The following is a 20,604-nucleotide window of genomic DNA, read 5'->3' as shown; positions in this document are numbered from 1 at the left end:
TGGCACGAAAGATGATCAAGACAGCTTTCCCGGCGCTACGCGGGGGCAACCAGGGGATCGCGCTGATCGAAGGGGATGCGCGGCATTCGTACGCAGCGCTGGAATCGCGCGTCGAGGCGTTTGCGTGCGTCCTCCTGGGCCAGAGGGATCATTTGGCGGGCGAGCGGGTTGCGCTTCTGATTCCGGCGGGGCGAGACTATGTGACGGCGCTGCATGGCGTGTGGCGGGCCGGTGGCATTGCAGTACCGCTTAACGTAGCTGCGGCGCGGCCAGAGCTTGAGTATTGCTTGTCGAAGGCGGGAGCAACTCGCGTGATGACCAGCCGCAAGCATCCGGTTGCCATTGACCCGGTCTGCAAGAAACTGGGCATTGAGGCTCGGGATGTTGACGAGGCGCTGGAAGCAAGCGGCAAACCGCGTCCACTCCCGGCCTTTGAATTATCACGGCCTGCGATGATCGTGTTCACCAGCGGCACCACGAGCAAACCGAAAGGTGCGGTTATCACGCACAAGGCGATCCACGCGCAGGTCACCACGCTGATCGAAGCCTGGCGGTGGACGCGCAACGACAGTGTTCCGCTATTTCTGCCGCTGCACCACCTGCACGGCATCATCAACGTCCTGAGTTGCGCGCTATGGTGCGGCGCCACCGTGCATGCCGTGCCGAAGCTGGATGTGGCCCGCTTGTGCGAACAGGCCGGCAGCGGGGCCTTCTCCGTGTTCATGGCGGTGCCAACCGTTTATGTGAAACTCATCGAACACATCGAATCGCTTGCCCCTCCGCAGCGCAAGGCGGTGTGCGAGGGATTCCGGGAGATGCGGCTGAATGTTTCGGGATCGGCCGCCTGTCCGGCTCACGTTTTCGGGCGATGGAAGAAGCTGACCGGCCAAGCGCTTCTGGAGCGGTACGGCGCCACGGAAATCGGCATGGCGATCTCCAATCCGTATGACGGCGAACGGCGCGCCGGGTTCGTCGGTCGGGCGCTGCCGGGGGTGAGCGCACAGCTCTTCGACGAAAATGATCGGCCCGTCCGCACGGAAGGCGTATCGGGGGAAATCCGCGTGCGGAGCGAGAGCGTGTTCGAGGGCTACTGGAAAGATGAGCGGGGCACCCGGGAGAGCTTCACGGACGGCTGGTTCCGTACCGGCGATATCGCCGTGATCGAAGACGGCTACTACCGCATCCTCGGCCGCTCATCGGTGGACATCGTCAAGTCCGGCGGCTACAAGATCTCGGCGCTGGAAATCGAAGACGTGCTGCTGACCCACGAGGACATCCGGCAAGCCGCGGTCGTAGGCCTGCCCGACGACACCTGGGGCGAGATCGTGGCCGCCGCCGTAACGCTGAAGGATGGAGCAAGCCTTGACCTGGCCGGACTGAAGCAGTGGTGCGCTGGAAGGATGTCCGCCTACAAGATCCCCAGGCGCCTGAAGGTCATGCGGGACCTGCCTCGAAACGCAATGGGCAAGGTCGTCAAAACCGCCCTGCGCGACCTCCTCTAACCCTCGCCCTGGGCCTTGCGATCCGGTCCGTAGTACTCCTCGAGGTAATCGAGCACCTTCACGCGGATGTCCGATTGCAGCGGCGCCATTTCGTGGTCCCGCACCATCTCCACGAGCACCTGTTCCCATACGGGGCGCGACAGACCCTGCTGCAGGACCAGGTCGATCGAATGACAGGAGCCGCAAAAGCCGAATACTTCCAGCCGGCCGTCATCATCCGGCATGCCGCGAAACAGAGCCTGTTCCTGTTCGCTTTCCGGGTCGGTCTCCGGCTCGCCTTCCGCGCGCGCGTCCAATCCCAAAAACGCAGCAGCAAGAACTACCGGCAGGACTACCCGCGCCAAAATGCGCGCCGCCATTGCCGCTAGGCCACGCGCACCGAAATCTGGTGCAATGAGTTGTTCAGATAGCCCTTGGGGTTCCAGGGCGGCGTGAACGGCTGGCTCACGCCGTTGCTGTCGGTGGCGCGCGCCCAGACCTGGTAATAGCCGGGCGCGGGAATCTGCACTTTCGCGGAAAACCGCTGCCAGGCGTGCGGATTGTGCGGCGGCGCCAGTTCGGCGGCCTGCCAGGTGGCGCCATAGTCGGCGGAAACGTCCACGCGGGCCACCTCGGTGTCGCCGGCCCAGGCGTGCCCCGCTACTTCCAGTTCACGCGAATCGATCGCAAGGCCAGTCTGCGGTCTTGTGATCAGCGACTTGACCGGCATCGCGTGGATGATCCGCATGTCGTCTTCCGGAACAAACTCGCCCGGCGCGACGGGATAGGGCGGAACGCGGTAGGAGGAACCCGTCATCTTGGGCCCGTCGTGGACCACGTCGCGCAGCCAGATGCGCGTCAGCCACTTCTGCGAACAGGAGCCCGGCCAGCCGGGAATCACCAGGCGCAGCGGGGCCCCGTTCATGGGATGCAGCGGACCGCCGTTCATTTCGAACGCGATCAGGTTGTACGGGTCCATTGCCTTCTTCAGCGGGACGCCGCGAGAAATCGGCAGTTTGCCCGGCGTGCCGGACAGGTGCAGGTCGGCGCCCTCGTGGGCCGTATAGATCGCCGTCTCCTTGTAGCCCGCGGCCTTCAGCACGTCGGCCAGGCGCACACCGGTCCATTCGGAGCAACCGACCGCACCGTGCGTCCACTGGTTGCCCCTCGCCGGAGGATCGAATCCCGCCCGGCCGTTGCCGCCGCATTCGATGACGAGCCGGTAGCTAACGACCTCGAACCGTTGGCGCAATTCTTCGATGCTGAGCGTCATAGGGCGTTCCACCAGCCCGTCAATCCTGAGCGTCCACGTTTCGGGATCCATGTCCGTCGGCACGATCCCGTTGTTGCGGATGAAATGCCGCGCCACCGGCGTGACCTCGTCATCAAGCAGGTGCGCGGGGGTCTCCGCAGTCAGGGGCCGGTCGCCCAGCACCGTCAGTCCTTCCTTGCCATCTATTGGCAGTGACTGGGCGAAGGCCTCGGGAATGAAGCCGTACCGCGACCAGCGGTCGAACGGGAGAGCGCCGCCCGCCACCGCGCCGACGGCGGCCATCCCCGCCCCTTTCAGAAATCGACGTCGCTTCGTGAAGTCCATCGTGGGTTCGTATTCTAGAATACGGTCGCTAATGCAACAGGTCCCCGCACTTGAAGATCGGCTCCTGCTGAGAACCACGTCCTACGTGGACGGCGCCTGGGAGGCCGGTGAGGGCCGCGAGGTCCTGGCCGTAAGCAATCCCGCCACAGGCGCGACGATCGCGGAGGTCCGGACGGCGAACGCGGCCGACACGCGTCGCGCCATCAAGGCCGCCCACCGGGCCTTCGGGGAATGGCGCCGAACCACGGTCAAGGAAAGGGCCGGTATTCTGCGGCGCTGGTACGAACTGACCATCGAAGCGGCCGAGGACCTTGCGGTGCTGATGACCGCCGAGCAGGGCAAGGCATTGTTCGAGTCGCGCGGCGAAATCCAGTACGGCGCCTCCTTCATCGAGTGGTTCGCCGAACAGGCCAAGCGCGCCGACGGCGACGTGTTCTCGGGCGCAACGCCGCATACGCGCGCCGTCTGCATACGCCAGCCGGTAGGCGTGGTCGCGGCCATCACGCCCTGGAACTTTCCCAACGCGATGATCGCGCGCAAGGTCGCGCCGGCGCTGGCCGCCGGCTGCACCGTCGTCGTCAAGCCGGCCGAGGACACGCCGCTGTCGGCGCTGGCCATGGCGGAGCTGGCCGAGCGGGCGGGCTTTCCGGCGGGCTGCTTCAACGTCGTGGTGGGCAACCCGCAGGAGATCGGCGCCGAGCTGACCGGCAGCCCGCTGGTTCGCAAGCTCAGCTTCACGGGCAGCACCGCGGTGGGCAAGCTGCTTGAGGAGCAGTGCGCCCCCACGCTCAAGCGCACCACGATGGAACTGGGCGGCAATGCGCCGTTCATCGTGTTCGACGACGCCGACCTGGACGACGCCATTGCCGGCGCCCTGCTCTCGAAATACCGCAACAGCGGCCAGACCTGCGTCTGCGCCAACCGCTTCCTGGTCCAGGACAGTATCTACGACGAGTTCTGTGAGCGCCTGGTGGCCGCCACCGGCGAGCTGGTGCTGGGCAACGGAGCGGACGCAGGCGTGACGCAGGGGCCGCTGATCAACACCGCAGCGATCGAAAAGGTATCCGGTCTGGTCCGGGCGTCCGTAGAGGCGGGGGCGGACTGCGTGATGGGCGGCAATCGCGCCGATCTCGGGGAGTGCTTCTACCCGCACACGGTCCTTCGTGACGTGACGCCCGACATGCCGGTGTTCCGCAACGAGATCTTCGGGCCGGTCGCGGCATTGACTCGCTTCAGCGACGAAGCCGAAGCCATCGCGCTGGCCAACGACACCGACGCCGGCCTGTGCGCCTACGTCTACAGCCGCGACATCGGCCGCGTCTGGCGGGTGGCCGAGGCGCTCGAATACGGGATGGTCGGCATGAACGAAGGCATCATCTCCAGCGAAATGGCCCCCTTCGGCGGCGTCAAGGCCAGCGGCTGGGGCCGCGAAGGCTCACGCTACGGCATGGACGACTACATGGACATCAAGTACCTCTGCGTAGGCGGCCTTGACCGCTAACCCCGCAGCGGCGACCCTCGCCGCTTCGGCCCTCCTCATTGCCGCGGTCCTCGCCACCGCTCAGGAAGTCCCCGCCACAAAATCCGAACCTTCCTCCGACTGGCCCCACTACGCCGGCGACCAGGGCACCCAACGCTACGCTCCCCTGCCCGCGCTCACCCGCGACAACTTCTCCTCGCTGGTCTTTGCCTGGCTCTTCAATTCACCCGACGAACGCATCCCCGGCGCGGGCAGCGACGAACTCTGGGCCGGCAAGCACGAATCCACGCCCATCATGGCCGATGACGTGCTCTACAACAGCACCTCCTTCAGCCAGGCCTACGCGCTGGACGCCGCCACCGGCAAACCGCTCTGGGTTTACGACCCCAAGAGCTACCGGGCCGGCACGCCGCCGAATTTCGGCTTCATCAATCGCGGCCTGGCGCTCTGGACCAGCGGCTCCACGCGGCGGATCTTTCTCGCAACCGGAGACAGCCGCCTGATAGCGCTGAACGCCGAAGACGGCCGGCGTATCGCAGGCTGGGGAAAGGACGGAGAGGTCAATCTGCTCGAAGGGTTGGGGATGGAAGTATCAAACGACTTGTACGGCGTTTCCTCCCCTCCGCTGGTCTGTGGCGAAGCCATCGTAGTCGGCTCTTCCATCCTTGAGTTCCCGCCGCGCCCGGATACGCCTCCCGGCGACGTGCGCGCCTTCAACGCCCGCACCGGCGAATTGATGTGGCATTTCCACAGCATTCCCAAAGACGGGGAATACGGCGCCGACACCTGGGAGGACGGTTCCAATAATCGCAATGGGGCCGCCAATGTCTGGACCTACATGAGTTGCGACGAGGAAGCGGGCCTTGCGTACCTGCCGTTCGGCACGCCGGTGAATGACTCGTGGGGCGGTAACCGACCCGGCGACAACCTGTTCGGCGAATCGGTGGTGGCCGTGGACATGAATACCGGCGAGCGCCGCTGGCATTTTCAGATAACGCGGCACGGCCTTTGGGACTACGACCTACCTTCGGCCCCGATACTGCTCGACACGCCGGACGGCCGGAAGCTGGCGGCACAGCCCACCAAACAGGCGGTGCTGTTCGCGTTCGATCGGATTACCGGTGAACCTGTGTGGCCCGTCAAGGACACTCCGGTTCCGCCTTCGGACGTGCCCGGCGAGCGCGCCGCAGCTACGCAGCCGATTCCGTCCAAGCCTGCGCCGTTCGACCGTCAGGGCGCAACCGAAGCGAACCTCAACGATCTGACGCCGGAACTGCTTGCGGAGGCCAAGGAGATTCTTGATTCGCTCGACAGCGGGCCAATGTACTCGCCCCCGACCGCCCGCGGCCGGCTGGCGCTGCCCGGCGTCGCCGCTTCCTGGTCCGGTGGCGCTTATGATCCAACTCGCGGATACCTCTATGTGCCCTCCATCACACTGGGAATGGTCCTGAAGGTCATGCCCGTCGGCGGCGATCGGGAATTCTGGATTGGCACCACTTCAACGCCGGCCCCAGTCCTGTCCAACGGCATGCCAATTTTCAAGCCCCCGTACGGCCGCATAACCGCCATCGACATGCAGACGGGGGAACACGCCTGGATGACACCTGTGGGCCGACGATACGAGCAGCTTCCGCAGTTCAAGGGCCGGGATATGCCGCCAATGGGCATCCCCAGCCGCACCTTTATCGCCGCGACCTCCGAATTGCTGCTGGCGGTGCAGGAGGGCATCAACACCGTCGTGGGCACTTCACCGCAGTACAACGCCGCTCGCTACCAGGCCAGTCCCTACATGCCGTCGCTAAAGGCGTTCGACCTCGACACCGGCGAACTGATCGGTGAAGTACCGCTGGCCGGCAACGCCACGGGCGCCCTGATGGCGTACGAACTCGACGGCAAGCCCTACATCGTCATCCCGATAGGCGGCGCCGGCCTCCCCGCCCAACTCGTCGCGCTCACTCTGCCCTGATCCCGGGGAGTGGGGGCATGTCCCCCACAGCGTCCCGCCCTCCAGGCGGGAATCAATATGTCTTCTTCGTTTACAATATGTCCGGTTAAATCAACTAGTCAAAAATAAGATGAACGAAATCACCGCTACCCAGGCAAAGGCGCATCTTGCGGATCTCCTGCGCAGCGTCGAGTCTGGAGAAACAATCGCCATCACGCGTCATGGCAAGACCATCGCCCACCTGGTGCCTGCTGTTTCCCTGAAACGCGACGCCCGACAGGCTGCCGTCGATCGCTTTGAGAAGCGCCGTGAACGCTGGCGGCGTGCCAGAGCATCGCGCCAGGAAATCCTGGCATGGCGGCATGAGGATCATCGCTTTTGAGCAATCTGGTGCTGGATGCATCCATCTCACTGGCGTGGCTGCTGGATGACGAGTCCGCACCCGAAGCAGATGCCGCAAGACAGCGTCTTGCGACACACAGCGCTTACGTCCCGCGCATCTGGCACCTGGAGATGCGCAATGCCCTCCTGGTTGCCGAGCGCCGAGGGCGCCTGTCCCGTCGGATGTCCGAGGAGAGATTGGAGGCCCTGGCGGAGTTGCCCATTCGAACCGACCAGGATGCAAACTTTCACACAGCCATGAATCTGGCGCGCAAGCACGGCATTACGTTCTACGACGCGCTCTACCTTGAGTCGGCATTACGCATAACCGCGCTACTGGCCACACTGGATAAAGCGCTCGCTCGCGCGGCAACAGACGAGGGACTCAACGTTCTTGCCGGTTGACGAGTCCTGAAGCGGGCTAGAATTGCGTTCCGTTGCCGGTCACTTTCCTGACCGCAGCCACCATGGGGCCGTAGCTCAGTTGGGAGAGCGTCGCGTTCGCAATGCGAAGGTCGTGGGTTCGAATCCCATCGGCTCCAGATTCACCACGCACCACCAATGAAGAAGGGCCCCGCACCCTTGGCGCTGTCAGCGCCCTCCGCCGGGATGTAAGTGCGGGGCGCCGCACGGTCCCCCATGCGACGCCCCGCTGGGGGCTAACTCAAGGCAACGGCCCTACATTGCCCAGGTCAGTTCCAGATACAGTACCCGGCCGCGGGCATCCCAGCGCGTCGGGTCGTAACCGAGGATTCCGCTGAACGCCCACGGACTCGGCGATTCCCTCTCGAACAGGTTGCGTCCGCCGGCGCGCACCCGAAGCCCGTTGTCGAACCAGTAGCTGGCCGAAAGATCAACCGTCGTCAGCGAAGTGGCGTCGAACTCGGGAAGCTGCTGGAACGAAGTCAGGCAGCGCCCCACTACGTTGTTGCAACTTCCCGGTCTGTCATTCGTGTAGCCGGGCCTGTAATAGACAAAGAGGTCGGCGGCGAGGCGCTGCCACTGCCAGGTCAACTGACCTGTCAGCCGATACCGGTCACTGCCGTTTTGCGTGCCCAACCGGTTTGTGGGCTCGGCGACTTCGGTCAACTGGAAATATTCATCGAGGAACCTCGAATAGGTCAGGCGGGGCGTGAACCTGCCGAAGCCCGTATCGAAGGAATACTGAACGGACGTCTCGAGGTACTCGCTGACCTTCGCCGCCAGGTTGACCAGCCCACGGGTAGCACCGATGGGATATCCGTTTTCGTCACGCTGGATGACTTTCTCATTCCCCGCAATCAATTCCGGGTGGGTGCCCGTGAAGTTGGAAGAGTCGGCGATCTTGTCCGTGAAGTCGGTCCGCGACCAATCCACCGTCCAGCGCAGACCGGGGATCGACTCGGGCCGCCAGTCGATGCCCAGGGAAAGCTTGTCCGCATATTCGGACCTGATTTCCGGATCGTATGGAGCATCAATAAGCGGCAGCGAGACCCATACGAATTCGTCTGCCCCTCTGTCCGGATGGAGATAGTCCTGGAAAAGGAGGTTGAAGTCCCGCATTCTGATGTCTTCGACACTGAATTGCTGCGAAAACAGCGGCGGATGAAACGACTCCGTCCACGCCGCCCGGATCGACAGCGAATCCACCGGCTTGTACAGAAGGCCAATCCGCGGCGTGGTGTCCTTCTTTTCGATGTCGAGAATGCTGGCCGTGCCCACCAGGGTGTCGTACTCAGGTCCCCAGGCGTTCACCCATCCCACGCCCGGCCGCCATGCCTGATATGCGTCCGGTGCGAATCCGCCTCTTATGCGCTCTATCCCGCCCTGCGGCCCATTGAAGGTATGCGTGTCGCGCCGGGCCTGGAGGCTCACGTACAGCTCTTGCACACCCGGCCGGGCATTCTTTTCTCCGAACAGCGGAAAGCCCAGTTCCATGAACTCCGCCCGCAGTCCGGCTTCGGGTTCCGGTACGGCGTAGGCATCCGCCCAGTAGTCCAATACGTCCCTGCCCCGGTCGGCAAACCAACTCCAGTTGCGTCCGATCTTCCTTGTGCGGTCCTCGAAACCCACGACATAATTGATGGGTCCGCCCCAGATCTCCAGCACACTGCCGCGCAGAACCGACTCTATGGTGGTGCTCACGGTGCGGCCTCCAAAGTCGAAGGTGGGTACAAGGAACGACGACAAATCGGCGCTCTGGGCGGAGCCGTCGCCAAAAGGATTGAATGCGACGTTGGGATCGGGACTCGACAGGATCCGATAGAACTCCTCCGCGGTGGGTTCAGCCTCGGTTCGGTGGTACCGGGCGCGCCACGCCGTCGATTCGTGCTCGGATTCGGAGCGCGTCACGCTCACGTCCAACTCGTGGCTGCCGCCGAACCGCCAGACGGCGCCGAGGTTGTACGTCTGCATTGTGTGTTCCGATTCGTCGTTGGCGGTCGGAAACTGGCCCGACTCCACTTCGCGAAACGGAGCATAGGTCACCGCCAGGTCGTATCCGAACGGGTTGTAGGCATTGTCGGCCCCGATGATGTAGTCGTCCGCAAAGGTCCGTTCCTGGATATAGGCGTCGTGTTCGGAAAAAAGCGCCTCCCCATAGACCATCAGGTTCTCGCCGAGATATTGCTCGGCGCGCACGTTCAGGCCCAGACTCTCCGAAACCCACCCGTTCTGGGGCGGCACGTAGTCGAACAGCGTAAGTTCCTCCGTGAAGTTGTCCACTGTCGCGCCGACGCCGCTGTGTCCGGGCGGCAACTGCAGGCGCGGGGCGCCGAACGCGCATCTCGGAAGGACCAGCCAGTACGTGGAAAAGAACCCCCCGCGCTGCCGGCAAACGATACCGGGCTGCGTGGTCGCGCTACGCCTGTCGTACTCCGGTCCCAATACATCGCGATAGTCCATGCTGGTCCAGATCTTGCGGTTGTTGACCGGGTCCGACTCATCGCGCGACAGGTCCGCGGTTACGCTGCCGCTGCCCCACGCGTAGCCGCCGCGCACGCTCATGACCCTCCGATCCGCGTCGGTGGCGCTGTATTCCTGGCGGACCGTCAGCTCCAGGCCGGTATAGAGCTTCCTGGTGATGAAGTTGATGACGCCGCCGATGGCGTCGGAACCATAGATCGCGGATGCGGAACCCAGGTCGATGTCGACACGCTCGATCGACGATAGCGGAATGTTCAAGAGGTTTACGGCGTTGTACTCCGAGCCGCCTCGGCCGGAGACGCGCCGCCCGTTGACCAGGATCAGCGAGTTTTCCGAACCGAGGGCGCGCAGGTTCGCGAACGACACCCCGATGCCCATTCCATCCCCGGTGGCTATTTCGCGATCCACGTCGACGGGCGCGGAGAAGTGCCGGCTGCTCTGGGACGTGTTCGAGGCATAGGCCCAGGGCATCTGACGAAACAGTTCTTCCACCGTCGAGATGCCGCGCCGCGCCATGTCCTCTGCGGTGAAGCTGATGACCGTGGAGGTGGGATCGCCCCCCTGCATTCGCGAACCGGTGATCCGCTGTTCCTGCAACTCGAGGGGCGCTTCTTCTTCATTCGCATCTTCCTCATCGGCGTCCTCCTCGTCCTCCCCGCCCTCGCTGGAGGATTCCTGCGCCTCGCGGACCACGATCCTGCTCTCCGAGGCGAATTCGTATGTCAGGCCCGTATCGGCCAATAGCGCCGCCAGAGCCTCTTCAATCCGATATTCGCCCTTCAGTCCTTCGACTTCCTTGTTCTTGCCGGTCTCCCCGTCCAGCACAATCTCCATGCCCGACGATGTGGCCAGCTTCACCAGGGCCGAACCGGCGTCCTGCGTTTCGATGTCGAGCGACAATATTTCGTCGGACTGCGCGTGGGCGCCGACCGTTACAAGGGCCAGCGCAGCCAGCGCGAGAGCCGGCAAAACGCCCCGATTCCGAATGTTGTTCATATTCTTCCCCTCCTGGTTTGGTGTTGTCACCTGTCGTTCCCCGTGGACGCACTGATCACGATCCGGTCGTAGTACCGCGTGACTTCGATCGGCAGAACCTGTTCCAGGCTTTGCAACGCGCCATCAATCTCGGTCACACGGACGACCGTGTAGACACTTAGATCCATGACCGACGCGTCCTCGATCAGGATCTTTCTGCGCGAATAGCGATTCAGCTCCTGCACCACCTGAGACAGGGGCTCGTAGGAAAAGCTGAGCAGGCCGCTGCGCCAATCGCGGTAGCGGTCCATGGACTCCGGCTGAAACGCCGTCAGCTCGTTTCGGCTTACGTCAAACTCGGCGACCCAGCCGGCCTCCACGCGCCGCGGGCCGGGTCCGCGCATCGTGACCGGCGGGGGCGATGCGGACAGATCGGCCGTAGCCTCGTGAAACGTAACCGCGCCCTCGATCACCGCCACCTGGTAGCGGCCCGGATCCTTGCGCACGTCGAAAGCGGTGCCGATCACGGTGACGGCATGCGTGCCCAGGTCCACAGTGAAGGGACGCTGGGAGTCGTCCACCACCTCGAAATAGGCTTCGCCGCGCTCCAGCAGGACCCGGCGCTCCGGCCCGCTGTAGTCCACCACCAACTGGCCGCCGGTATTGAGCGTGATCACACTGCCATCGGCCAGTTCGATGGTCTGCTGCTCGCCGATGCGGGTGAAGTACTTGTGCAGGTGGCTTTCGTCCGGCACGCGCCACGGCCAGACAAACGCCAGTACCGCGCCGATGGCGACCACTATCCCGGCGACCAGGCCGAGCGCGAGACGCCGGTTCCTTCGACGCTGCTGCAACAAGCGCCCGTAGTCGGTGGCGATCGCTTCCATCCCGCGATCGCCGGCAAATCGCGCGACCCCATCGAAGACCGCCAGCAACTCGTCCAGTTCCTCGCGGTACTCCGGATCGCTCCGCCTCCGGCTGTGGACCGCCATGGCCTCGGCCTCCGAGAGTTCATCCGACCAAAGCCTTACCAGCGCATGTGCGACATCGCCGCCCATAATCTCCTGCAGGTTCTTCAGCACGAGTGTTCTCCCGTCGTTTCAGTGTTCCGCCGCGCCTTGTGGAGCCGTCTCGCGGCCCGGTAGAGGTAGCGCTCGACCTGGCGTACCGAGACGCCCATGTGCAGGGCGATCTGCTCATAGCTCATATTGCGCAAGCGCTGCAGCAGCAGCGCCACGCGCCAGTTCAGCGGCAGGCTCAGGATGACGGCCCGGATCGCTTCCAGCTCCAGCTGCGCCGCCACCACCCGTTCGGGGGTGCGCTCATCCACTCGTTCGGAGTCAATTTCCCCTTGCGCGAAGGCGTAGGCTGTCCGCACCCGCTGCTTGCGCCAGCGGTCGGTGATCAGGCCGCTGGCCATGCTCAGCAGATAGGCGCGATTGCTTCCCGTCTCGGCGGTCATTTTCTCTTCCAGCCCCCGGACGCCCATCAGTCGTGCAAAGACCTCCTGCACGACGTCCTCGATCTCCTCCCGACGCACCGACCGTCCCCGCAGAAACACGCGCAAGGCCCGGCCGTGCTGCGCAAACAACTGTTCGACCAGCTGCCGGCGGGCAGGCCGCTCGCGCGAGCCCAGCTCGACGATGTTGTGATTCCGGGGGTTACTCGATCGGCGCAAAAAAGGAGCCCTCTATAGATTTATCGTTTCAGTAGCGCGGATTCCCCCCTGGAAGGACAAGTCAACCAAAGTTGGGAGCCTGTCCAGCCCCCCGGCGTTCGCGAGGTGCGCTCCGGCCTATGAGAGGCCGTCGAAGCGGCGATGGAAGCGGCGGCCGGGGGCGGTCATGGCTGATCGAAGTCCAGGACGACGCGGTCGGTGATGGGATGGGCCTGACAGGTGAGGATCAGGCCTTCCTCCAGTTCCTTCTCGCCGAGCGCGTGGTTGATGTCCAGCTCCACCTCGCCTTCCAGCAGGCGCGCCCGGCAGGTGGCACATACGCCGCCCTTGCAGGAGAACGGCAGGTCGGCGCCGTTGCGCAGCGCACCGTCGAGGATGCTCTCCCCGTCGGTGGAGAGTTCGAACCGCGATGAACGGCCGGCCACGGTGACGGTGACATCACTGACCTGCCCGGCGTATTGCTGCGCGCGGGCCAGGTGCTTCTCCACCGCGGTTCGCGCGTCTTCAATTGGGGCATTACATACCTGGGTTGACGCCCAAAAGGAGAGATAAATGAAGATCGCATTGGCCCGTGAGCTATTCTGCGCCGCCTATGTCGGCATGGCAAAAGCATATGAATCGGGCGACCTTGACGAATTCGACCGCTGTTTAGCGGACCTTTTAGAGCTTCGGGCCGACATTGCCGCCGCGCCGAGCCGGGAGTGCTGGCGGGAATTGAGCAAATTCACGGCGGACGCCATTGCGGTGGGCGAATCTGCGAAACCTCGGATCGCACCGGAGGCGCTAACGTGAGCCGTCAACCCAGGTATGTAATGCCCTTCAATTGAAGACGAGAACAGTTCGTAGTGGATATGCGTTTCGTCCACGCCGGAGCCGCGCAGCCCACGCGAGACTTCCGAGATCATCGATTGCGGGCCGCACAGGAAGAACTCGTCGGTCCCGGCGATGTCGATCAGTCGCTTGCGCTGCAATTCGCCACCCTTGCGATTGTCAATGCGGCCGTAAAGCACTTCGGCGTCCTGCTCCTCGCGGCTCAGGATGTTGACCCAGTTGAAGCGCGTCATGTAACGGTTCTTGAGAAAGCTCAGTTCGCTCTTGAACATCACAGTGGCGGAGTTGCGGTTGCCGTACAGGAGGGTCACCACGCTGCGCGGTTCGCGCTCGAGGATGGACTTGACGATGGACAGAATAGGTGTGATACCGCTGCCGATGCAGATGCACATGTAGTTCTTGCGGTTGTCCGCCGACAGCGCGGTGTGGAAGTTTCCCTTCGGCGGCATCACGCGGATTTCGTCGCCGGCGCTCAGGCATTCGTTTGCGTAAGTGGAGAACAGCCCGCCGTCGATCTTCTTGATGCCCACCTTTAGGCAGCCGTCGTCCACGCCCGAGCAGATCGAATACGAGCGGCTCACGTTCTCGCCATTGATCCGGGCGCTCAGGGTCAGGTACTGCCCCTGGATGAAACGAAAGGTATCCCGCAGCGGCTCGGGCACGTCAAAGGTGACGCACACCGCGCTGTCCGTTTCCGGGCGGACTTCCACTACGCGCAGGCGATGGAAGCGCGCCTCGCTCATCGCTCGATCTCTTACCAGGCCAGGCCGGGATACGCGCGCTGCATGTACTGCATCTCGGCGAGAAGATAACCGTGATGTTCGGTATGCACGCCGTCGCGCCCGCCGACAATCGACCACTCCTGGTCGGAAACCTTCAGCCCTGCCTCGACCAGAATGCTTGTCATCGAAGCCTGCCATTTTGCTTTCAGCGCGGAACGGTCCACCGACACGCCGCTTTCGAGCAGGGCCTTCTCGTGGCGGTCCATTTCGAACATCTCGGGGCCGTAGCCCCACAAGGCGTCGAAAGCGCGCTGAATCCTGCCGTGGCTTTCGACGGTCCCGCCGCCCAGCCGCAGCACCCACTCGCGGCTTCGCTTGAGGTGGTAACGGCTTTCCTTGGCCGCTTCGGCCGCAATCGCGCCAATACGCGCGTCGGTGGAACGGCTCAGGCGATTGAGGTAAGGCAGGTGAAAAGCGTCCACCATAAGCTGCCGGGCCATGGTGCGGGCGAAGTCCCCTACCGGAAGTTCGAAGATCAGCAGGTTGCGGTAGGCGCGGCTGTCCCGCAGGAAGGCGATATCGTCGACGCCGCGGTGCCCGCCCTCAAGTTCGGAGACGTAGCGGTAGAACTTTTCGGCCCGGCCGAGGTAGTCCAGCGCAACGTTGGCGATCGCGATGTCCTCTTCCAGAAATGGCGCTTTGCCGCACCATTCCGACAGGCGCTGGCCCAGCACCAGGGAGTCGTCGCCCAGCGCCAGCACGAATTCCGCAAGCGCTTTCCGGGGAGGGGTCACAGGTTCTTCACCTCCGGTGGAAGGCGGTAAAAAGTCGCGTGACGGTAAGGCTTGTCGTCGGACGGGTCGAAGAAGCTGGCCGCGTCCTCCTCCTGCGAGGCCACGATGTCGCTGGACCTGACCACCCAGATGCTCACGCCCTCGCCACGGCGGGTGTAGCAGTCGCGCGCGAGTTTCAGCGCCTGGGCGCCGTCCTCGGCATGCAGGCTGCCCACATGCCTGTGATCCAGGCCGCGTTTGGAGCGCACGAACACTTCGTAAAGAGGGAGTTTCATGTCGATTTCTCCTCGTAGGCGCGCATGGCCTCGCGCACCCACTCGCCTTCCCGGTACGCCTCGCTGTGCCTGTCGAGGCGTTCGCGGTTGCACAGGCCGTCGCCGGAAACGACCGCCCGGAACTCGTCCCAGTCGATTTCGCCGAAATCGTAGTGACCGCGCTCGACGTTCCACTTGAGCTCCGGGTCCGGAATCGCCAGGCCCAGGTACTCCGCCTGCGGGACAGTCTGATCCACGTAATCCTGGCGCAGCTCGTCGTTGCTCCTGCGCTTGATCTTCCATTGCATCGATTTCGCGCCATGCACCGACTCGGAATCGTGCGGGCCGAACATCATCAGCGTGGGCCACCACCAGCGGTTCATCGCATCCTGCGCCATCGCCTTCTGCTCCGCACTGCCCGACGCCAGCGGCATCAGCATTTCAAAGCCCTGGCGCTGGTGGAAGCTCTCCTCCTTGCAAATGCGGATCATCGCCCGCGAATACGGGCCGTAGGAGGTGCGCTGCAGCGAAATCTGGTTGACGATCGCCGCGCTGTCCACCAGCCAGCCGATAACCCCCACATCGGCTCAGGTGAGCGTCGGATAGTTGAAGATCGAGGCGTACTTGGCGCGCCCTTCGTGCAGCGCTCCGATCATTTCCTCGCGGGTGACGCCCAGCGTTTCCGCTGCGCTGTACAGGTACAGGCCGTGCCCGGCTTCGTCCTGCACCTTGGCCAGCAGAATCATCTTGCGCTTGAGCGTGGGCGCGCGGGTGATCCAGTTGCCCTCCGGCTGCATGCCGATCACCTCCGAGTGCGCGTGCTGGGAAATCTGCCGGATCAGGTTCTTGCGATACGCCTCCGGCATCCAGTCCTTGGGCTCGATTTTGCGCTCTTCATCCACCCGCTGCTGGAAGGCCGCTTCCAGTTCTGCATCGCTCAGGCGGTACTCGGTCATTGCTCTCTACTCTCCACCAGCGAGTTACACGTTCTCCAGTTACGGAATGAACAATATTATGAGTCATATCCGAAGTCCGCGACCGGCTTTCTGACAGGGAGTTGCGGGCGGTATGATCACCATCGGCTCCACACCTGAGGTTTGGGAGAAAGCATGGGATTTGTGACTGATGTCGTTCTGCCGCTGGCGCTCGCTTTCATCATGCTGGCGCTTGGGCTGGGGCTTACCTTCGATGACTTCGTCCGGGTGGCGCGCCGCCCGCGGGATTTCGCGGTCGGCGCACTGTCGCAGATCATCGTTCTGCCCGGAGTCGCCTTCCTCCTTGCCAGCGTCTGGCCCATGGCGCCGGAACTCGCCCTGGGGCTGATGATCATTGCCGCCGCCCCGGGCGGCGTGACCTCCAACCTCCTGACGTCATTTGCTCGCGGGGACGTCGCGTTATCGATCTCGCTGACTGCGGTGATCAGCCTTCTGAGCGTGATCACGGTCCCGCTGATCGTCGTCTTCGCCTATGGCCACTTCATCGGCGAGCAGGCGATGCAGGATGTCACAGTGGCGGACACGGCGATCAGCGTTTTCCTGATCGTCACCGTTCCGGTTGCGGTCGGCCTGCTTATCCGTCGTTACGCCGAGCGTATTGCCCTGCGGATCGAACCGTCGGCCCGCACCGTGTCCGCCGTACTGTTCGTGCTGGTGCTCGCGGGAGCCATCTATCAGGAAGTCGACAATCTCGCCACCTATTACGCCCAGGCCGGATTGGCCACTCTGGCCCTCAACCTGCTGATGATGGTGATTGCCTACACGCTGGCGCGGTGGCTCGCCACCGGAGCGAAACAAAGAACGGCCATCGCGATCGAATGCGGGCTGCAGAACGGGACGCTGGCCATCGCGATAGCCGTGCTTTTGTTCGGCGGCGGGCTTGCGACGGTGCCTGCCGCAACCTACAGCCTGACCATGTTCGCTACCGCGCTGATTTATGTCGCCATACTGCGGCGCACCCACCGCACAGGCGCCTGATACGCGGAACTTCCCGACCCGCCCCCGGGGCCGCGGGCCTGATGGGGTCAGTGGAACTGAACGATACCGGCGAGGCATTTGGGGGCGATGGTCGTGCGGGCCAGGATGTCTCCGTCCTCCAGCGACAGCTTGACCACCTCGCCGGTGAACCAGTTGGCGGCATAGGCCGTCTCTCCGTTGAGGCCCGGCGCAACAAGCGCCCAGCCGAATCCCTCCAGGGGAAAACTGGCGACCTCCTCCCCGGACTCTCTCAGCACAGTGACCCTGGTGCCCAGCGGTAGAACCAGCCGGTCGTCCACCAGGTGCTCCACGTCGAACATCATGGCTGGCGGCGCGCCGGGGGGCGCTTCGGGCAGGGTCATCAGATCGGCCAGTTGGGCGCCCGACCGCAGGTCGAAACGCATGAGCCTCGGGCCGGTCTCGGAGGTATAGACAAGAGTGTGGCCGTCGGAAGCGAGCGTGGTGTGGGTGGCGCCCATGCTGCCGCTGACGCCGCCATGCACCTCGGGCAGAAATTTGCGAACCAGGTTTTCCCTGGCGTCGTATTCGTAGATTTCCCCATGTCCGACGCCGGCCGGATCGTCGGGCAGATAGGGATAACGGGTGGTGAGCTGTTCCGGCTGGGCACTGCCCTTCAGGTATTCGATCAGCACGAAATGGCCGTTGCCGAGAAACTGCACCGAGCCGAAGGGTCGGTCGGCGAATTTTTTCGTCGGCAACAGCGTGCCATCGGGCTGCACCCGCACCACCAGCCAGGCAAAGCTGTCGAACGCCCAGAGCGTGTTGTCCGGCGCGAAGGTGAGGCCGCCGACCAGGTGGGTGGTGTCCTCAATCCAGAGAACGCCCCTGAGCTTGAGGTCGGCATCGAACTGCAGGATGCGGCCGCGCCCTGCATGATCGTCGTCGGGGTCGTTCAGCAGCGTCGCGCCGATGAACACATCGCCGCGGGCGAACGGTTGCAGCGTCGATTCCGGCGGTGCGAATTCGTTTGCGGGCTGCTCGTCACTCACCGCTGCATTGCCCGCGCAAACCGCGCACACGAGCGCCAGCCGCAGCACTCTCATGCCGATGTGGAGTCATCCATGTCCCGGGTAGCGGAAATGATCCGGAAGACCCGGTCGAGCATGGCCGCGCGCCAGGCTTCCCGTTCGTCTTCCACGTCTGCGTCCGGCGCGTAGTTTTCGATTTCGGCCGCCGTGGCGACCTTGCCCTGGGCCGCAAGCCGTTCGTGGGTGTCGAGCCGTTCCTTGACGACGGACACCTCTCCGACCAGGGCCACGATCATGGCCAGCAACTTGTCGGAGTCGGGCGAATCCAGGAAAAAGGGCCTGCGCCCCTTGGCAACCCGTTGCCTCGGTTTTCCTTTTCCGTCCGCCAGCGTACGCCCCCTTGCCCTGTTGACCGGATTGTTTCCCGCATTTTTTGGAGGGGGTAGTATAGGGCGATAGTCCAGACAAGGCCAAGCAGGCGCCTGGGAGAGCATAGATGCGCAACAATTCGGACCACGCCATGTTTCCGGAAGCCACCCACGACGAGCAGTCGGCTCAGAGTTTCGTCAAGACCCTGAGGGTGTTCACCACCAACAACTTTCATGCCGGCAACACCGCGATCCTTGCCGACAATCCCCTGTCCCGGCGCCCGAACGGCTCCTGTCCCTCGCGCAAGGAGCTGCGCGAGGCCCTGGAAGACGAGCCCCACAACAAGTGGTGGAGCTCCATGATGCGGACCACGCAGGAAGTGCTCTACGACACCGTCGGCCCCAGCATCGAACGGCAGCTGCCTGAGCTCATCGACAGGGCGAATTCCTTCAGAGGCACGCTCGGATCGCTGACCCTGGACGACAGCGTCGAAATGCCGCCCTACCTCGCGGCCGTGGACGTTCACTGCAAACCCGGCAGTTACCAGCAGGAAATGAGCGAAGACGATGTCTTTGCCGGGGCCGAGTTCGACCGCACCTACCGCCTCTATTCCATGGGCCGCCTGGGCCCCAACCTGGACGGCATGGGCCGGACGCTGGTTGCCTGGCTGAAGGACCATTTCAGCGATGCGGGTCCGCGGCGGATCCTCGATATGGGCTGCACGGTAGGCCACTCCACCCTGGCTTACTGCGATCACTTCCCCGATGCGGAAATCCACGCGATCGACGTGGCGGCCACCTGCCTTCGCTATGGCCATGCCCGCGCCGTCGCCATGGGCAAGGAAGTCCATTTCTCCCAACAGAACGCGGAGCACACCAACTTCGACGACGGGAGTTTCGATCTAATCGTGTCTACCGCCCTGCTGCACGAAACCTCGCGCAAGGCGATCCGGGCTATCCACAAGGAGTGCAATCGCCTGCTGGCGCCCGGCGGCCTGATGATCCACATGGACAACATCGTGCCGGACAAGGCTCTTGAAAAGTACTATTGCGACTGGATGGCTCGGTACAACAACGAGCCCTACATGGGCGCGCTTCAGGACGAGGATATGGTCGCGATCTGTGTTGAGGCGGGGTTCGACCGGGACAAGATCCAGCTGGGCGAAGGGATTCCCCGGTTCCGGGACAAATGCCTGGCGGAGAACAGGGCTTACGGAAACCTGATGGTCTGCGCCCGGAAGTAGTCACTTCCGCATCGATAGCGCACCTGTCCCTACGCGCGTTGCCGCAAGGATGCGGCGCGGAGTCAGAGAGCCCCGTCCAGTTCGACCACCAGGGCGACGACCGCGTCGTGGACCCGTGTCATGGCCATTGAATCGACGCGTTCGATCGTGTCGTTCCTGGTGTGAATGACCCGAAAGAGATCGGGAACGAAGTCCCGCCGCAATCCGGATTGCCCCAGCGCATTCAGAAACAGCCAGAATTCATGCGACGAGGCGGCTCCGATCATCGCGATCGAGACGTTCGGGATTCCGGCAGCCTGGAAGGGGCGATCGTCGCTCGGCGGATATTCGGGGAAATCCATACATGATATTGCCTGGACGGCACACACAAGGCGCAGACTGCGGTAAACCACCTCGTTGCCCTCGTGCGAAGTCGGCCCGAACATGATGACGCCGTCGCCGGCGATCACGTCCACATTGACCATGGCCGCGATTCGGCTTGCGTCCTCGCTTTGCACATAGGCGCGGGATCCGATGAGCCCGATCTCCTCCAGGTCGAATAGAACGACCCGGATTCGGTGCTTCAGCGCATGCTGTCGCAGGGACTCGGCCACCCGGGTCAGCACGACCGAGGACGCACCGTTGTCCACGGCGCCATCCGAAATATCGCCGTCCAGCATCCGGATCGCGTCGTAGTGCGCACCCACCACGATATCGCGGTCTCCCTCGCCAAGGGTAACGATCAGGTTTCGTCCGACCGCCGGCGAATTTCGAAACCGGGCCGGATTTTGGAATTCCCCTATCTCCGGTTCGAAACCACGCTCCCGGAAAATTCGAAGGAACGTTTCCGCCCGCTTTTCGTTCTCAAGGCCGACGATGCGCGCCAGGTCGGCATGCATGCTGTCGTCGTCCGGACCAATCGACGGCTGGGCAAACACGGCGAACGAGACCAGTAGCAAAGCGATGCTTGCGTTAGTCGCTTTCTTGAGCATGTTTGGCATCCTATGGC

At 63.5% G+C, this 20,604-nt stretch carries 19 protein-coding genes, 1 tRNA gene and 1 pseudogene; 8 read left to right on the top strand and 13 right to left on the bottom strand.

Annotated features, from left to right (window positions below; translation table 11 throughout):
• Nucleotides 1-11 precede the first annotated feature (11 nt).
• A complete protein-coding gene (locus F4Y72_04770; GenBank protein ID MXZ27598.1) occupies nt 12-1,502 on the top strand; it encodes an AMP-binding protein in 1,491 nt (496 codons plus the stop codon).
• Here F4Y72_04770 and F4Y72_04765 read toward each other — a convergent pair.
• Together F4Y72_04765 and F4Y72_04760 are read right to left on the bottom strand one after the other, a co-directional pair.
• On the bottom strand, nt 1,499-1,861 hold the full coding sequence (locus F4Y72_04765) for a hypothetical protein (GenBank protein ID MXZ27597.1): 363 nt from the start codon (nt 1,859-1,861) through the stop codon (nt 1,499-1,501). The two genes, F4Y72_04770 and F4Y72_04765, sit on opposite strands and share 4 nt — an antisense overlap.
• 5 nt (nt 1,862-1,866) lie before the next feature.
• Entirely contained in the window at nt 1,867-3,078 is a 1,212-nt protein-coding gene (locus tag F4Y72_04760; GenBank protein MXZ27596.1) for a sulfite oxidase, read from the bottom strand.
• Nucleotides 3,079-3,109: 31 nt separating this feature from the next.
• Between F4Y72_04760 and F4Y72_04755 the strand changes: the two genes are divergently transcribed.
• From F4Y72_04755 to F4Y72_04735, 5 genes are all read left to right on the top strand, one after another.
• On the top strand, nt 3,110-4,579 hold the full coding sequence (locus F4Y72_04755) for an NAD-dependent succinate-semialdehyde dehydrogenase (protein MXZ27595.1): 1,470 nt from the start codon (nt 3,110-3,112) through the stop codon (nt 4,577-4,579).
• Nucleotides 4,569-6,524 (top strand): PQQ-binding-like beta-propeller repeat protein, encoded by a 1,956-nt coding sequence (locus F4Y72_04750; protein MXZ27594.1) that lies wholly within the window; start codon nt 4,569-4,571, stop codon nt 6,522-6,524. The genes F4Y72_04755 and F4Y72_04750 overlap by 11 nt, the downstream gene beginning before the upstream one ends.
• A 109-nt stretch (nt 6,525-6,633) precedes the next feature.
• Nucleotides 6,634-6,885, top strand: coding sequence for a type II toxin-antitoxin system prevent-host-death family antitoxin (locus F4Y72_04745; protein MXZ27593.1), 252 nt, complete (start codon nt 6,634-6,636; stop codon nt 6,883-6,885).
• Nucleotides 6,882-7,289, top strand: coding sequence for a type II toxin-antitoxin system VapC family toxin (locus tag F4Y72_04740; protein ID MXZ27592.1), 408 nt, complete (start codon nt 6,882-6,884; stop codon nt 7,287-7,289). The genes F4Y72_04745 and F4Y72_04740 overlap by 4 nt, the downstream gene beginning before the upstream one ends.
• Nucleotides 7,290-7,353: 64 nt before the next feature.
• A tRNA-Ala gene (locus F4Y72_04735) sits at nt 7,354-7,426 on the top strand.
• 136 nt (nt 7,427-7,562) lie between these two features.
• Here the strand turns inward: F4Y72_04735 and F4Y72_04730 are convergent.
• The 8 genes and pseudogenes from F4Y72_04730 to paaA form a co-directional block, all read right to left on the bottom strand.
• Nucleotides 7,563-10,784 (bottom strand): TonB-dependent receptor plug domain-containing protein, encoded by a 3,222-nt coding sequence (locus F4Y72_04730; GenBank protein ID MXZ27591.1) that lies wholly within the window; start codon nt 10,782-10,784, stop codon nt 7,563-7,565.
• A 26-nt stretch (nt 10,785-10,810) separates the two neighbouring features.
• Nucleotides 10,811-11,845, bottom strand: coding sequence for a DUF4974 domain-containing protein (locus F4Y72_04725; GenBank protein MXZ27590.1), 1,035 nt, complete (start codon nt 11,843-11,845; stop codon nt 10,811-10,813).
• Nucleotides 11,839-12,441 carry an RNA polymerase sigma factor gene (locus F4Y72_04720; protein ID MXZ27589.1) on the bottom strand — a complete coding sequence of 201 codons (603 nt, stop codon included), beginning with the start codon at nt 12,439-12,441 and terminating at the stop codon, nt 11,839-11,841. Before F4Y72_04720 ends, F4Y72_04725 begins: the two co-directional genes overlap by 7 nt.
• Nucleotides 12,442-12,605: 164 nt before the next feature.
• A complete protein-coding gene (locus F4Y72_04715; GenBank protein MXZ27588.1) occupies nt 12,606-13,001 on the bottom strand; it encodes a 2Fe-2S iron-sulfur cluster binding domain-containing protein in 396 nt (131 codons plus the stop codon).
• A 30-nt stretch (nt 13,002-13,031) separates the two neighbouring features.
• Nucleotides 13,032-14,015 carry a hypothetical protein gene (locus F4Y72_04710; GenBank protein ID MXZ27587.1) on the bottom strand — a complete coding sequence of 328 codons (984 nt, stop codon included), beginning with the start codon at nt 14,013-14,015 and terminating at the stop codon, nt 13,032-13,034.
• 11 nt (nt 14,016-14,026) lie between these two features.
• A complete protein-coding gene (gene paaC / locus F4Y72_04705) occupies nt 14,027-14,788 on the bottom strand; it encodes a phenylacetate-CoA oxygenase subunit PaaC (protein MXZ27586.1) in 762 nt (253 codons plus the stop codon).
• Nucleotides 14,785-15,063, bottom strand: a complete 279-nt coding sequence (locus F4Y72_04700; protein MXZ27585.1) for a 1,2-phenylacetyl-CoA epoxidase subunit B — start codon at nt 15,061-15,063, stop codon at nt 14,785-14,787. The genes paaC and F4Y72_04700 overlap by 4 nt, the downstream gene beginning before the upstream one ends.
• Nucleotides 15,060-15,998 (bottom strand): annotated as a pseudogene (gene paaA, locus F4Y72_04695) (1,2-phenylacetyl-CoA epoxidase subunit A). Before paaA ends, F4Y72_04700 begins: the two are co-directional and overlap by 4 nt.
• Nucleotides 15,999-16,151: 153 nt before the next feature.
• On the opposite strand from paaA, the gene F4Y72_04690 reads away from it, so the two are divergent.
• Complete coding sequence (locus F4Y72_04690; protein MXZ27584.1) at nt 16,152-17,015, top strand: bile acid:sodium symporter family protein; 864 nt, start codon at nt 16,152-16,154, stop codon at nt 17,013-17,015.
• Between the two features lie 47 nt (nt 17,016-17,062).
• On the opposite strand, the gene F4Y72_04685 is transcribed toward F4Y72_04690, so the two are convergent.
• Together F4Y72_04685 and F4Y72_04680 are read right to left on the bottom strand one after the other, a co-directional pair.
• Entirely contained in the window at nt 17,063-18,079 is a 1,017-nt protein-coding gene (locus F4Y72_04685; protein MXZ27583.1) for a hypothetical protein, read from the bottom strand.
• Entirely contained in the window at nt 18,076-18,393 is a 318-nt protein-coding gene (locus tag F4Y72_04680) for a hypothetical protein (protein MXZ27582.1), read from the bottom strand. The genes F4Y72_04685 and F4Y72_04680 overlap by 4 nt, the downstream gene beginning before the upstream one ends.
• 107 nt (nt 18,394-18,500) lie before the next feature.
• Between F4Y72_04680 and F4Y72_04675 the strand changes: the two genes are divergently transcribed.
• On the top strand, nt 18,501-19,616 hold the full coding sequence (locus tag F4Y72_04675) for a class I SAM-dependent methyltransferase (GenBank protein ID MXZ27581.1): 1,116 nt from the start codon (nt 18,501-18,503) through the stop codon (nt 19,614-19,616).
• A 62-nt stretch (nt 19,617-19,678) separates the two neighbouring features.
• Here the strand turns inward: F4Y72_04675 and F4Y72_04670 are convergent, their stop codons facing one another.
• A complete protein-coding gene (locus F4Y72_04670) occupies nt 19,679-20,596 on the bottom strand; it encodes a Zn-dependent exopeptidase M28 (protein MXZ27580.1) in 918 nt (305 codons plus the stop codon).
• Nucleotides 20,597-20,604: the final 8 nt, after the last annotated feature.

It is taken from the genome of Gammaproteobacteria bacterium, assembly GCA_009838035.1.
GTDB lineage: Bacteria > Pseudomonadota > Gammaproteobacteria > Steroidobacterales > Foliamicaceae > Foliamicus.
Note: the sequence above shows the minus strand (reverse complement) of the source record. Positions and strands in the feature narration are given on the sequence as shown.